The sequence below is a fragment of the Nanhaiella sioensis genome, assembly GCF_046557775.1.
Lineage (GTDB): Bacteria > Bacillota > Bacilli > Bacillales > SM2101 > Nanhaiella > Nanhaiella sioensis.
In genome coordinates this window covers 4,388,656-4,403,077 of the sequence record NZ_JBKAEG010000001.1, presented here as the reverse complement: position 1 = coordinate 4,403,077, position 14,422 = coordinate 4,388,656, and the positions used below count along the sequence as shown (strand labels likewise).

The following is a 14,422-nucleotide window of genomic DNA, read 5'->3' as shown; positions in this document are numbered from 1 at the left end:
TTTCGGAAACGAGACCCTCGACACGTTAACGCAATAACGTAGCGGTGGTCAGGCCCCGAGTTTTGCTGTAGCCTTCTTTTGTTTTTGTAACTTCTAATATTGCGGGCATGGCATTTTTTAATTCTTGGACGTGCGATATGACACCGATCATACGCCCGGTTTGTTGTAATTCAACGAGTGTGTCGATAGCTTTATGAAGTGCCTCTTCATCAAGTGATCCAAAGCCCTCGTCAATAAACATCGTTTCGATTGAAATTCCACCTTCGTAAGATTGAATAACGTCAGTCATACCTAATGCTAAACATAATGACGCATTAAATTTTTCTCCACCTGATAAGGATTTCACATCTCGCCTTTGTCCCGTGTAAGTATCATAAACATCTAACCCTAACCCACTTTGTTTACCTCGTTTTTCTAAACGTTCACTACGAACAAGGTAATATTGCCCATATGAGAGTTGCTTTAATCGCTCATTGGCAGCAAGAATGATTTGCTCTAAAAATTCAATCTGTAAGTATCTTTCAAAAGAGATTTTCTTTTCATTATCTCCACGAACAACGTTATATAGATCACTCATCAGCCCTAGTTCTTGTTCGGCATTTTGTTCCGCTTCACTAGATTCAACAATTAATTGCTTTAACTTCTGTGCCTCCATCTTGTAATATTCTGATGTTTGCAAAGATTTTCTCACTAATTCAGTTTGTTCTTTTAACTCCATAACACGTTGTTCTAGTATCTCTACGTTACTTCGTTCTTTTCCAACAAGCTCCTTGTCGAGCTCTTCGACTTGCTTTCTTGTAGTATTTAGTGCCACATGGAAGCTTTCGATTTCGCCCTTTAATTTCTTCATAGCTTCCTTATTACGCTTTGCACTCAAATATTCTTGATCATTCTCAAAATTTGCTAGACGTAATTCAGTGTAAAATGTTTGTTCAGTTTTTTCAAGCTTTGTTTTTGCCTTTGCTAACTGATCTGTTACATTTACCACATTTACGTTAGCTGTTACAACATTTTCATTGGCTTGTTTAAATTGGTCTTGGACCGCTTTCCACTTATGCATGAGATGATTCTTTTCGTTAGTAACTTTCGTTATTGTCGCTTGAAGCTTATCTACAGAACGAAGCTCCTCACTCACTTTTGTTATATTTTGTTGTAAAAGTTCTTCCTCTGTACCATATTTTATCGTAACCTCTTGATATCGTTGTTCAACTTGTGTCCTTTCCTCTTCTTCTTGTTGAAGAGAAATCTCAAGCTTAGCGTATTCTTTTTTATATTTAGCTACAATTTTTTGGTCCTGATCTAGTTGCTCTACTTCAGCTTTTAGTAGTTTTCCTTGAATCACTAATTGATCATATTGTTCTTGCAATTGATCTATAGAAAACCCATAATGCTCAATTTGTTCTTTTTTCTCTTCAAGCTGTATACGTAAGCTTTCATAAACTGCTTTTGCATTCAAATATGTTGTTTCACATAAATTTTTTTCTTTTTTATGCGATTCAAGCTGTTCTTTTGTAGTCATATCTTCACTTAAAAACGCTTTATTTGGATGATCAATACTACCACAAACAGGGCACGGTTCTTCTGGTTGTAACCTTAAAGCTAGTAAACTAGCTTGTCCATCTATCCACTGCTTTTCCAATTGACTATAAACTTGGTTAACGTATTCATACTTTTTAAAGCTCTGTGTCATTTTATTATATGCTTGTTTACCTTGTAAAACTAGCTGGAGATATTCATTAACAGCCTTAGATTGCTCTCTTAAATACAACAATTGTTTATGTTTGTCAGGCAGAGACTCAACCTTCGATTCAAGCGTTCGAATTTGTTGAAAGAGCTCCGTTTTTTTAAGAGAATTTGTTTTATGTTGATTTTTAAGTTCATTAAGCTGGCCGCTTAAATGTTTTAGCTCACGACTCAATCCGCTTACTAATTGTTGTTTAGCATCAAGTTCTTGTACAGTAGGTATTAAATCGTGAAGACGGTTTAATTCTATTGATAAAGCTTCACGTAAACCTTCTTTTTCTTGCTCCTGCTCATAAACTTTTTTCACTTGATCGAAAATTTGTTTCGTGCTCTCTAACTTCTTTGTAACAGCTATAAGCTCATTCTCCTTATCGTGAACTTCTAGCTTTACCATATTTACTTGTTGTTCAAAAACTTGGAGCTGTTCAGCTTGAGTAGCAAGCTCTAATTCATCCACTTTTAACTTTATTTTTTGCTCTTGACCTAATAGATTTGAGAGCTCTGATTTTTTTGTGTTAAGCAAATCCAAACGTTCATTGACTACTTTGCCACGGTGTAGTAGCTCATAGGTTTCATCATATTTTTTTTGTTCCATCTTTTGCTTTTGCAACAGTGATTTTGATTCCTCGTCAAATTCATCAATCTCTTGATCAAGTGCTGATAGAATTTGATGTGTATTATTATGCTCTTCTTTTAGAAGTTCAGTTAGTTTAGACCCCTCACGATCGCGCAATAACCCTTTTAGCTGATCAAAATATAAGCTTCGTTCATTCAACTTATTCATATATGTTAGCTCAATTTCTTTTTTCATCTCTCTCAATCGATCAGCTATCCGTTTAAACGAATCAGTTTTAAAAATGCGTCTAAGTATTTCTTCTTTATTTTCTGTTTCTGATGTTAATAATTTACGGAACTCTCCTTGTGGTAGCATAACAATTTGACGAAACTGGTCTCTCGTTAAGCCGATGATTTGTTCAAGCCTGTTATTTATGTCAGTAACTTTGAAACGATCTACACATGGAATTTCTTCACCATTAGTCAATTGCTCATATAATTCATAACGCTCACCTGTTGGTGTCTTGTTACCTTCCTTGACATGTGATAGCTGTCGAAGGATACGAAATTTCTTACCCCTTAGCGAAAACACTAACTCTACTGAAGTATGTGTATCATCATCTGCAAAATGACTTCGTAACATTTTCGTATCTTGACGTTCTTGCCCACTTGCCTCTCCATATAAAGCAAAACATATAGCATCAAAGATCGTTGTCTTACCTGCTCCTGTACTTCCGGAAATAACAAACAACCTTTGCTCACCTAATTTAGTAAAATCAATTACTTCTTTATCCTTATATGGACCGAATGCGCTTATCGTTAAAGTAATTGGCTTCATGTCCGTTCTCCTTCCCCTCGGAGAATTTGCTGTAGTACATCCCGAAACAAATCTTCCGTATCTTGCTTCACTTCAGTACCTTTAACGTCTGTATAAAAAGCTTTAAAAAGTGATAACTCGTCCATTTGTGTCCGTTGATTATTTTTTTTCTGCGCACCCTCTGGCATATTTGGTATATTTATCTTTTGCTCAATATGCATAGCATTAGGGTAAACAGCACGAATTTTTTCCATCGGAAATAGTACAGGATGATCATCTAGCAATCTAACAAACACATAATCTTCATTTTTATCATGTAATTGGATATCCTTCATATACCCTTCTATCGTTCGCATATCACGTCGAGGAGAAAATAATCTCTTTTCTATCGATGTATTACCTACATCATCCATCTCGACGATGTAAAAACCTTTGTTATGTGTCTCTTCAGAAATCGAGTATTTTAATGGTGATCCTGCATACCTGATTTTATCATTTCCAACTTTGTGTGCCTGATGTAAATGACCAAAAGCACTGTAATGAAAATGTGAAAAATAACTTGCATTTACTTGCTCAGCTCCACCAATTGCTAGTGGTCGCTCCGAATCACTTGTATTTTCTTCTTTTTCACCTTTTGGTGTGACAAAATGATGTCCAATAAATACATGCCTGACGGTATTATCCATTTGTTCAGTTATTTGAGTTACTATGGCTTCCATAGCATCATCGTGGCTTCGTATCTCTTCATTTTTTAACAAGTGTTTGACAACGCCAGGTTCAGCATAAGGTACTAAATGGAAATGAACTTCACCGAAATCATCTCTTATAATAACTGGTTCTACCTTTTCAGAAAGGTGCCCGACAATATGTAGTCCAGCTGCTTTCAACACACTGCTTGCAAAATGAAGTCTACCAGGGCTATCATGATTCCCTGCAATTACTAAAACTGGGGTTTGTAAATCTATTATAATTCTTCTTAATATTTCATCTAACAGTTGAACTGCTTCTGTCGGAGGCACAGCACGATCATAGACATCACCAGCTATAATTACAGCATCTGGTCGTTCTTGATCAACTGCTTCAATTAATTGATTTAGCACATATTCTTGATCTTCAGTCATATAAACACCATGAACTAATTTACCTAAGTGCCAATCAGCTGTATGAAAAAATTTCATCTATTACACCTGCCTCATTAAAATCTTCTTCTATTATATTCTTAAAAAGTAGTATAGTAAATTCTAGATTATCATGTGGAATCCATATCGGATGTTGATTCATTCATACCTTATCTACTGAACGACATTACTTTTGTTGTTCAGTAATTAATTCCGAATAAGAAAACAATAAGCTAACTTGCAATCTATATATTAAATATTTTTATAATTTATTACATAAAAGTGTTATAATGGAAGTAATATAATAGTTGGTACTCAAGGGTGTGAAGGCTGAACCCGTCATTCCGTATTGGAGAGGGGGTGATGCCTTGACGGTATATGAAGCGGTGAGCTTAATGGTCTCTTTTGGGATTCTCATCATCGCGATACTGTCTTTCGATAACAAGAAATAACCACCCTTGAGCTTGTCGGCAAAGAAGGGTGGATTATATCATCCGCTGCCTTCCCCTTTGAGGGGAAAACTATTGTATGAGCAGACTGTTGGTGTTCAAGCACCTATAGTCTGCTTTCATTTTTAATAATATCATCTATCCAATTATAATATAGCATATATAAGTGTAAATTTCATCCATTTATTAGTTCGACTGTTTAACTACCATTCGTAGCAATTTTGCGCCTTATATAAGGACGATGATCGTTCCTTGCATTCCCTTTACTGCTTGTTTTCTCTTGAGAGCTTGTTGTTCTTTTTCACTAAGAACATTGAATTTCGTGCTACTTTTATTTACAGTATTACTTTGATTGTTGTTTTCTAAAGCTGTTTTCCACAATAAGAGATATACACAAATATAATTAACTTACGGACAGCTTTTCTTTCTCTAGATTACAAAAATCATATGATACGCACCAGTTACTCAAATGTGAGTAAAAAAGCACAAAAGTTCACGATAAGAGCCTTTTCTTACTAAGTAAAACAACGTTCATACAATTACTGTTTAGTGACATCTACTCATTTTTTTACGGCGACAATTGTAAAAAAATTGTATTGTTATCGTTATTTTATACAATAACCAATAACAATTAATTCTGTGACGAGAGCCGTAATAATTTTAATAGTAAGATCTTATACATACACATATGAAAATATCTTTATTACAAAGGTTGTTCTAATTCTTTTTCTAACACTACACCCTTTTTCAGGATGTACAAATGTATAAAACCGTACAGAGCAGAACTAATTAACAAGATTCCAGCAAAAATATACACATATTTCACACCAATCCAGTCTGCAAATAGACTTATTCCTAACAAAGAGACAATGGAAATAAATTGTATAAGTGTAGATTTCGCAGCCATGACCTTCGTTAACGTTCTTTCGTCAGCACTATTTTGAGTCATTGTTACTTGTGCCATATCACGCATTTGATAAGCTGGTCCCATTAATACAACTAATAGCAGCGCTAAATAAGCATTTGTAATTAAACCATACGTGAAGGTCAGCATCCCAAATAAAAACGCCCCAGTTATCATAAAGATCGTTAAGTTACCTTGCATCATTGTAGATAGTTTATATATAAGTATCCCACCAATGATTGCACCTAAATAATAACCACTATTAATATACCCCCACCATGCTTCTCCTTTATTTAATACTTCATAGGCGTAAGCAATAGTAATTGGGCCAAGCCAAATAGTTCCAACCCATGCCTCAATTAAATCCATCGTAACAATAACCCTTAAGCCTTGATGCTTAAATAAGTATTTCCATCCCTCTGTTATACGGACAACAAAGGGCTCACGTTTAGTATCGTTCATGACAGCTTGTATGTTGATTGTTGCTAATGAACATAGGGATAATAAAATCAACAAAAATGTTAAGCCTAATGTTACATATAACCCAACAAACTGAAGTAGTATGCCGCCAATCGACCATCCAGCTAATAAAAATGTTTGATCTACAGTAGCTAGTAAACTATTTGCACGTACTCTATTGTCTTCTGCTACTGCAGAACGTACGAGGGTAGATTTAATCGGTCCAAACCAACCATTAAAAAAAGAAACCACTGTCAAAGTACTAAATAGTAACAACATAATCGGCATTGTATATTCTTGCACTAATAGCACTGCTAATACAATAATGAATGGCAGTTGGATACTTTGAGCAAATATAAGGATCGATCTTAATGCAAATTTATCTGAAATTGATGGTAGCAAAAATGCACTAATTAACCTTGAAGCTAGACTCAGTATTGTAACCAACGCAGATAATGTAGTTGAACCCGTCTCCTTGAATATTGTCATAACAACAGCCATTGTATACAATGAGAAACCCAAGTTCGTAGACGTTTGACTTATAAGCAATGCATAAAAACGTTTATTCATATAAACCACCTTGCTTTTCCTACTCTCAACAGAATAGGTAAATTATAGCATAGGAATTATAATAAGCTTTCATTAATTAGATTGATCATTATATACGACTTTAGTCTTATAAGCACAGATTATGCTTTCTTTACTTTTGTCAATGGATACAAGCTTAGCAAACATAAAATGATCGTAGATATGTGAGGAACCGCAAATAAATAGTGAGCAAGAAAGCTGGTTGATGGTGTACCGTCAGATATGCTACTTCCATAGTACGAAAACCAAAGATAAATTGGCAATAATTGAAGAAAAGCAATTATGGGTAACATGAAGCTACTAATGACTTTTAAGCGTTTTGACTTATCCTCCTGCAGCTCAATAAAAATACTTGAGCCACCTAAGAGCGCAATAAAAAGTCCCCATGTAATGACCTCAGATTCAACTTGACCAAATAATCCTGATAAGTATATAAATCCAACGAAACATGTAAGTACTCCTGAGCTTATTCTTAGTTTACTCAAATTACGACCTCCTTTTATGATCTCCCAAACAATTTATACCATATAAATATCATTCTATTCTGCGATCACTTCAGGCATGAAACGGGTCCCCTTTCCATTTAACTGTCTCCCTCTTTATGCCAACAAACACAAGTATACAGTCCGTTCCATTAAACCGTGGGGAGAATAATACCTCCTTAAGATAGCTAAGCATGTGAAGAAAAGAGTTCTTATATCCATTCAACTTAACGCTGAAAAACCCATTCTTGTTAACTAATTTTACTGTTTATAGGAAAAACTATCATTATTTGCACTGTATTTAAGCATAGATTTCCAGTTTTTTCGTTTAGCTCTTTTAAAACTTTTTCAACATCCATTTCGTTAAACTAGCTGAGGTGAACAAATTTGCTAACCGATAAAGAGCTCATAAAAGATATTCAAGCAGGGAACCAAGCATCCATGGAAGTACTCGTAAAAAGACATTATAAAGTAGTATATGCCTTTGTTTATCGGAAGATTGGCGATAAAGAAACCGCTTATGATTTAACACAAGAAATTTTCATCAAAATGATGAAAAGCATTCATAGTTACTCATCGAAAGCTCAGTTCCAAACATGGCTTTTAACGATTGCTGTGAATCACTGTCGAGATTTTTTCCGATCAAAAGCCTATCAACAAGCATCACAGACAGAAGAATTTGATGAGAGCTTTCAGTCGAATAAAAATGAAGGAGTGCATTATATTTTTGAGAGAAGTGAGAACAGACAAATGATCAAAAGTGCAATTCACGAGCTACCAGAATTTCAAAGTGAGGCAATCTTATTAAAATACTTCCATGACATGAAAATTAAAGAAATTGCCCAGGTGACAAATACGAATGTCTCAACCGTAAAATCAAGACTAAAGCAAGGTATGGCCAAATTAAAAATGATTTTAGAAAGGAGTGGTTCGTATGAGCAACAGGGATGACATAAATCTTCAAATTAACAAAGAACTTGAACACTTCAGTACATTAGATGATTTTTCAGTTGAGTTTCCGAGTGAGGATGAAATGTATCAAACAATTGATACTCTTAGACAGTATGTGCCTGAAAGACAGCAAAAAAGCAAATTAGATAAATTAGCAGATTTGCTGCGACTATCAACGAAGGAGATATTTTTTATTGATAAATCATTTTGGATTACCAATCTCACTTTTTTCCTAATTGGTTTTTTGCTTACGATGAACACTTCTGGTAATCCATATTTTGCAATAATGTTACTTTCTCCCGTACCTTTTCTATTAGGACTGCTAGAGGTCTTTAAAGGCAGAGATAGAAACTTCCTAGAATTAGAATTAACATGCAAATACAACGCACAGCAGCTGATGCTTTCTAAAATGGTCGTCACCGGTGTGTACAATTTCATTCTCATGGTATTTCTTATTACATTACTAAGTTTTACTGGAGATGGACAAATGTTGCTTACGAAGGTACTCATGTATTGGATCCTTCCATTTACTCTTGTCGCATCATTTGGGTTGTTATTAGCCTCAAAATTAAAAGGGCAAATTGCAGCACCGTTAACAGTTATATTGTGGATAAGTTTCGTTGGAATCTACATGAGTAATGAACAACTCATAGCATATATGGAATCTAGACCAGTCATCTTTTATATTATCGCTTTTTTATTAGCAGTAATATTTTTTATATTTCAAATTAAAAAAATAACGAGAGGTGTTTCCCTTGAATTTAACAATTGAAAATGTAACTAAACAGTTTGGAGATAAATTTGCAGTAAACAATGTGTCATTTGATTTAACAGCGGGTGTTTATGGTTTTTTAGGTGCAAATGGAGCTGGTAAAACAACTTTAATGCGCATGCTCGTGACACTTATTAAACCGACTTCTGGGCGAATTTTATATAACGGTAAGGATATTGAAGTATTGGATGAAAAATATCGTGATGTTCTCGGCTATTTGCCTCAGTACATTGGCTTATATAAGACCTTTTCAGCTGAGAAATATTTAATGTACATTGCTTCATTAAAAGGAATTGAGAAGAATACAGCAAAGAAAAAGATTGATGATCTATTAGAGGTTGTTAATTTAACCGAGCATCGGAAAAGAAAGGTTGGCAAATTTTCAGGTGGGATGAAACAACGGCTAGGTATTGCACAAGCACTATTAAACGATCCAAAAGTGTTAATCGTTGATGAACCAACGGCAGGACTCGATCCGAAAGAACGAATTAGATTTAGAAATTTATTGTCTTCTATTTCGAAAGATCGGATCGTGCTGTTATCAACCCATATCGTCTCAGATATCGAATTCATCGCAAAGGAAATACTGGTGTTAAAGGCCGGTCAACTCATTCAAAAAGAAAAGCCTGATGAGCTGCTCGAGCAAATCCAAGGATATGTATGGACCGTGAATGTCCCAGAAAATGAGGTTCAAGCATTCCAAGCAAAATACAAGGTGGGAAATATAATTCGTCAGCAAAATGAAATTGGACTTAGAATCATTTCTGAAACCAAACCAGATGATAGAGCACATTCAGCACAGCCTAATCTAGAGGATCTATATTTATACTATTTTGATCAGGAGGCAACACAGTGAAACAACTATTGCAGTTTGAACTATATAAAATATTTAGACAAAAGGGAATTTATATTGTAATGGTACTCATGTTTCTTCTATTTAGCCTCGTGATGGTAAGTGAATCGCGAAATGTTTCACCGAAAGCAGACACATACGCGACTGAGGTCAAAGAAGAACTTAACACATTTGCTCAAGAATGGGAAGGGAACTTAACTAGAGAGAGAGTAGAGGAAGCTACTCAAACTTTAGACTCTATACCTTATGCATATACACCAACAAGCTCCTTAACTGACGAAGAACTTGCTAAATATAATATCGTTCAACAAATATTATTTAATGATAATACTACGCGTGACATTAAATCGAAAATAACAGAACTAGAAATAAGGTTAGACAAATTATCAAAAAATGATATTTCTTATAAAACAGCCCTATTGGAAATTAATATGTTAAATCATTTGAAATTAGATACCTTTCAGTATAATCAAGGGCCAATAAACACGATAGATTTTGTTGAAAGGTTTGCTCCATATTTTACTGGAATCTTGATGTTAATTGGACTAGCTTCTATTTTTGTCAATGAAACGAATACAGGAATGGATCAGTTAATATATAGCTCAACTTATGGTCGGAGAAAAGGTGTCACAGCTAAAATAATCGCTTCAATAATTTATGTATTATTCTTAACAATTGTATGGGTCACGTTCAATATAATCATGAATTCATATATTTATGGGAATATTGGATGGAATTCGCCTATTCAATTTTTAAGATATCCAGAATCACCGTATGCTTTAACAGCCATAGAATATTTCTTTAGCCAAATTGGTATTCATCTACTAGTAGCGATTGCGTTTATGGCGTTCGTCTTAACTGTCTCTGCCTTGACAAAAAGCACCTTAGTTTCGTTTATCATTAGCGCAGTAACCTTTTTATTACCGACCATTAACCTTGGTGTTCCTTATTGGGAATATGTGAAGAAGTATAGCTTTTTAAATTTCATGACTGCACCAGAATTCACAAAACCATTTCATGCTATTAACTTATTCGGTGTTCCTGTAATAGATCCGGTTGTGAACTATCCTTTAGTTGCATTATTTACAGTTATGTTTATGATGTTGCTTTACAAAGCGATTAAAAACAAACAAGTAGCATAATTTTTATATTTATGTGGTTACGAGTAAAGATTTACTTGGATAAATATGCTCTCATTCTACTAATCTATAAGCTAAAAACCAGAGATGAATGAAGATCATCTCTGGTTTTTAATTGTATAAGTTGTCATCATTCGTGTTACAAGTTACTAACAAGCTAATAATTTATTATAGATGCGCTGGGTAGCCTGTAATTGTTTGAATAGATTTGTATAACGGCATTAATTTTGTGTACATCTTCTTATATACTTCCCGATACAATTGATCATATAACTCTACATTATCTTTTAGTGGTTCGAAAACATCTCCGTCTTTAGTCATATTATTAACAGCATCTTCAACAGTAGAATAAATTCCCGCTCCCATAGCTCCCAAAATAGCTGCTCCTAATCCTGATGATTCGCTCACAGTAGGGCGTTTAGCAGGCAAATTAAATATATCAGCAGTTATTTGCAGCATTTTATCACTCTTAGATCCACCACCACAAACAACGAGTTCTGTCATAGGGACCTTTGTCCGTTTTTCGATTCTCTCTCTACCTTCACGTAAAGAATATGCCAAACCTTCTAATAATGCCCTATAAAAGTGACCTTTAGTGTGCACACCACCAAATCCGATCACTGCACCCTTTGCATCTGGTCCTGGATACCTAATTCCTGGAGACCAAAATGGTTGTAGTACTAACCCCATTGAACCAGGAGGAACATCTGCTACTAAATCATCTAATAACTCCTCTACAGCAACGCCCGCTTCATTCGCTAGCATCATTTCTTCATTTGCAAATTGCTCCTTAAACCATGAAACCATCCAAAATCCTCGATACGTTTGTACTTCTAAATTATATTGTCCTTGAGCAGCGCTAGGGTATGGTGGTATCAATTTAATTGGTTCTAAATATTTTTTGGAATTCACATTTATTGTTGCTGTTGTCCCATATCCAACACTCCCTCTATGTGGAGCTAGGCAACCTGTCGCTAATACTTCACATGCCTTGTCAGTTGCCCCTGCTATGACCGGCAAGCCCACAGGAAGTCCTGTTTCTGCAGCGGCTTTTGAAGTGAGCACACCAAGCTTTTCTCCTGGCTGAACAAGGGTTGGTAACATCTTTTCCTCAACAGGAATAGCCTTCCATTTCCAATGTTTCTTTGCTGACCACGACTGCTTTTTGTAATCAAAAGGAATATACCCAACTTGGTTTCCTATTGAATCTACAATATCACCTGTAAGTTTATAATTGATGTAGCCTGATAACAGTAGATAATGCGCGGTCTTCGACCAAATATCTGGTTGGTGCTGCTTGATCCAATTTGCTTCTGCCTCTGCTTGTAAATAATGAAGTGTTGTTGTTAATCCAGCAAGTCGAAAAACAGATTGCCACGCTGTCCCAACTTCAGGCCATTCTGTCGATCTGCGTTGATCTAACCAAAGCATTGCAGGTCGTAATGGCTGTTTATTACGATCAAGGTTAACCATCGTTCCCCTTTGCGTAGTTACCGTCACTGATACAACTGCCTCTTTATTTACTTTACCTTGCGCAAATAATTTATTAGAAGATTCCACCAAACAATTCCAATAATATTCAGGATCTTGTTCAGCCCATCCAGGTTGATTTGAAAAATAAGCTGGTGAAAAAATTACCTTCGTATAATCTATTAAATGACCGTGTTTATCAAAAGCTAATGTCCGTACACTTTGAGTTCCTATGTCAATTGCCAAAACCGTTTCATCCATTGTTGTTCCTCCCCCCCCCACGAATAACAAACATGAAACAGCCTCTAAAAAAATATTTAATAAAGTTATGAGGCTTTCTTCATACCCCTATCTATTTCAGTTCCGTTATAGCTCAAAGAAATGATTCAATAAACGTACTTTATTTCCTGAGATGCCTTGATTACTCATGTTAATATGTCTTAACTTTGTAAATGTTAACATTCGTACTCCATAAATAGTTGTAACACCTATCACAATCCACTGTTGCACCAAATTTTATTGCACGATTTCCCTCACTTAACTTCCCGTAATAAATCTGGGCTATACCCTTGCTTCCATAATTTCTTATACCTAGCCACTTCATCGTCCCAACGTTCATCATCCCAATCTAGCAATGACTGTACCTCTACTTTTAGTCGTTCAAGTATGCTAATAGCTCCTTCAGGTAGTATCACACCGAGTCTAACTCTACGGAGTAACAGATCGTCTAAATGAACGATAGATTCGTACTTCGCAGCCCAGCGTAATTCAGCCCATATTGTATTTGAATCTAGTATTAGTTCGCAGCCAGATTGATCCAATTCATCGGCAAATGTTGACCACTCATGTCCATAACGCCCTGATAAGCGACGGCTGATTGTATCGTTTAAATTGCACTTAACATCTACAGCTTTAGATTCATCAGTTGATAGGTCATTCGTTGCTAGCGTGCTAGATGGTGTTACTACTTTTAATACTTTATTAATTGCTTCCTTTGCGAGAATATCAAATGTCGTTAATTTCCCTCCAGTTACAGTTAATAGACCATGTTCTGTCCATACACAATGATCTCTGGATTCTTTTGAAGGATCTTCTTTGCCTGTATCTACCACAGGTCGAATGCCCGCAAACGTCGAAATCACATCTTCAGGTTTCAAATTATACGCTGGAAACATCTCATCTAATGATTCAAATAAATATTTCCCTTCTTCAACACTAATACCTGGCTCTTCGTCAAGTGATTGATGATGATCAATATCCGTTGTACCGACAAGCGTTACTCCTTCCCAAGGGAACGCATAAATGTAACGACCATCCTTTTTATGGGCAAAGCTAACAGCTTGTGAAAGTGGGAATCGCCAATGTGGAAAAATTAAATGACTGCCTCTAAGAGGGCGCATTTTCGGTGACTCCCCCACTTGTTTCCGAAGTTGATCAACCCACACACCTGTTGCATTTACTATCACTTTCCCATTAACTTCTGACACTTGCCCAGTCACAACATCTTTTACTACAACACCGTTCACTTCACCGCCTTGGTCTTTAGTTAATTTTTCTACTGCAGCATAATTAATAGCAACTCCACCTTGATGTTCAGCTTCCCTCAACACTCTAAGTACTAGCCTAGAGTCATCAGTCCTTGCATCATAATATTGTAAGCCATTACTTAGCCCTGTCTGTCTAAGACCTGGTGCCAACATACTCACATTAGCAGAGTCATACTTACGGTGATTTCTGCGCATAGCAATCATATCATATACAGTCAAGCCTGCTTGTAATACAAATGAACCTAAACGATCATCATCATAAAAAGGGATGAGTATCCCTAATGGATCAACTAAACCTTCGCATTCACGCAGAAGCTTTTCTCTTTCAGATACAGACTGATAAGTCGTTTTGATTTGCCCTTGCTTTAAATAGCGTAATCCACCATGAACGAGCTTCCCTGAGCGACTAGATGTACCCCAAGAAAAATCTCTTTTCTCCAACAGTAAACACTTTAATCCAAGGCTTGCCGCTTTCCGAAGTATGCCTGCACCGGTTATTCCACCTCCGATAACAATAACATCCCAAGGTTCATTAAGACTTCTCCACTTTTTAACGCGGCTTGTCATTATAAACA

11 protein-coding genes are annotated in these 14,422 nt (G+C 35.8%); 5 read left to right on the top strand and 6 right to left on the bottom strand.

The window, feature by feature from the left end; genetic code table 11:
• Positions 1-25: 25 nt before the first annotated feature.
• Together V1503_RS20820 and V1503_RS20815 are read right to left on the bottom strand one after the other, a co-directional pair.
• On the bottom strand, positions 26-3,136 hold the full coding sequence (locus tag V1503_RS20820; RefSeq protein WP_410629023.1) for an SbcC/MukB-like Walker B domain-containing protein: 3,111 nt from the start codon (positions 3,134-3,136) through the stop codon (positions 26-28).
• Positions 3,133-4,293: an exonuclease SbcCD subunit D gene (locus V1503_RS20815; protein ID WP_410629022.1), complete on the bottom strand. Its 1,161-nt coding sequence runs from the start codon at positions 4,291-4,293 to the stop codon at positions 3,133-3,135. The genes V1503_RS20820 and V1503_RS20815 overlap by 4 nt, the downstream gene beginning before the upstream one ends.
• Positions 4,294-4,556: 263 nt before the next feature.
• Here V1503_RS20815 and V1503_RS20810 point away from each other — a divergent pair, with 263 nt between their 5' ends.
• On the top strand, positions 4,557-4,685 hold the full coding sequence (locus V1503_RS20810; RefSeq protein WP_410629484.1) for a putative holin-like toxin: 129 nt from the start codon (positions 4,557-4,559) through the stop codon (positions 4,683-4,685).
• Positions 4,686-5,385: 700 nt separating this feature from the next.
• Here V1503_RS20810 and V1503_RS20805 read toward each other — a convergent pair.
• Both V1503_RS20805 and V1503_RS20800 read right to left on the bottom strand, forming a co-directional pair.
• Positions 5,386-6,615 (bottom strand): MFS transporter, encoded by a 1,230-nt coding sequence (locus tag V1503_RS20805; protein ID WP_410629021.1) that lies wholly within the window; start codon positions 6,613-6,615, stop codon positions 5,386-5,388.
• Positions 6,616-6,734: 119 nt separating this feature from the next.
• Complete coding sequence (locus V1503_RS20800) at positions 6,735-7,118, bottom strand: hypothetical protein (RefSeq protein WP_410629020.1); 384 nt, start codon at positions 7,116-7,118, stop codon at positions 6,735-6,737.
• 384 nt (positions 7,119-7,502) lie between these two features.
• On the opposite strand from V1503_RS20800, the gene V1503_RS20795 reads away from it, so the two are divergent.
• The 4 genes from V1503_RS20795 to V1503_RS20780 are packed head-to-tail and all read left to right on the top strand — an operon-like array spanning position 7,503 to position 10,833.
• The gene (locus V1503_RS20795; protein WP_320258707.1) at positions 7,503-8,066 is read left to right on the top strand and encodes an RNA polymerase sigma factor; all 564 of its coding nucleotides are present in this window, start codon (positions 7,503-7,505) and stop codon (positions 8,064-8,066) included.
• A complete protein-coding gene (locus V1503_RS20790) occupies positions 8,050-8,838 on the top strand; it encodes a hypothetical protein (protein ID WP_410629019.1) in 789 nt (262 codons plus the stop codon). Before V1503_RS20795 ends, V1503_RS20790 begins: the two co-directional genes overlap by 17 nt.
• Positions 8,822-9,694, top strand: coding sequence for an ABC transporter ATP-binding protein (locus V1503_RS20785; RefSeq protein ID WP_410629018.1), 873 nt, complete (start codon positions 8,822-8,824; stop codon positions 9,692-9,694). The genes V1503_RS20790 and V1503_RS20785 overlap by 17 nt, the downstream gene beginning before the upstream one ends.
• Positions 9,691-10,833: an ABC transporter permease gene (locus V1503_RS20780; protein ID WP_410629017.1), complete on the top strand. Its 1,143-nt coding sequence runs from the start codon at positions 9,691-9,693 to the stop codon at positions 10,831-10,833. The genes V1503_RS20785 and V1503_RS20780 overlap by 4 nt, the downstream gene beginning before the upstream one ends.
• 165 nt (positions 10,834-10,998) lie before the next feature.
• Here the strand turns inward: V1503_RS20780 and V1503_RS20775 are convergent, their stop codons facing one another.
• Together V1503_RS20775 and V1503_RS20770 are read right to left on the bottom strand one after the other, a co-directional pair.
• Complete coding sequence (locus V1503_RS20775) at positions 10,999-12,561, bottom strand: FGGY-family carbohydrate kinase (protein ID WP_410629016.1); 1,563 nt, start codon at positions 12,559-12,561, stop codon at positions 10,999-11,001.
• 272 nt (positions 12,562-12,833) lie between these two features.
• Complete coding sequence (locus tag V1503_RS20770; RefSeq protein WP_410629015.1) at positions 12,834-14,414, bottom strand: glycerol-3-phosphate dehydrogenase/oxidase; 1,581 nt, start codon at positions 14,412-14,414, stop codon at positions 12,834-12,836.
• Between the last annotated feature and the right edge of the window lie 8 nt (positions 14,415-14,422).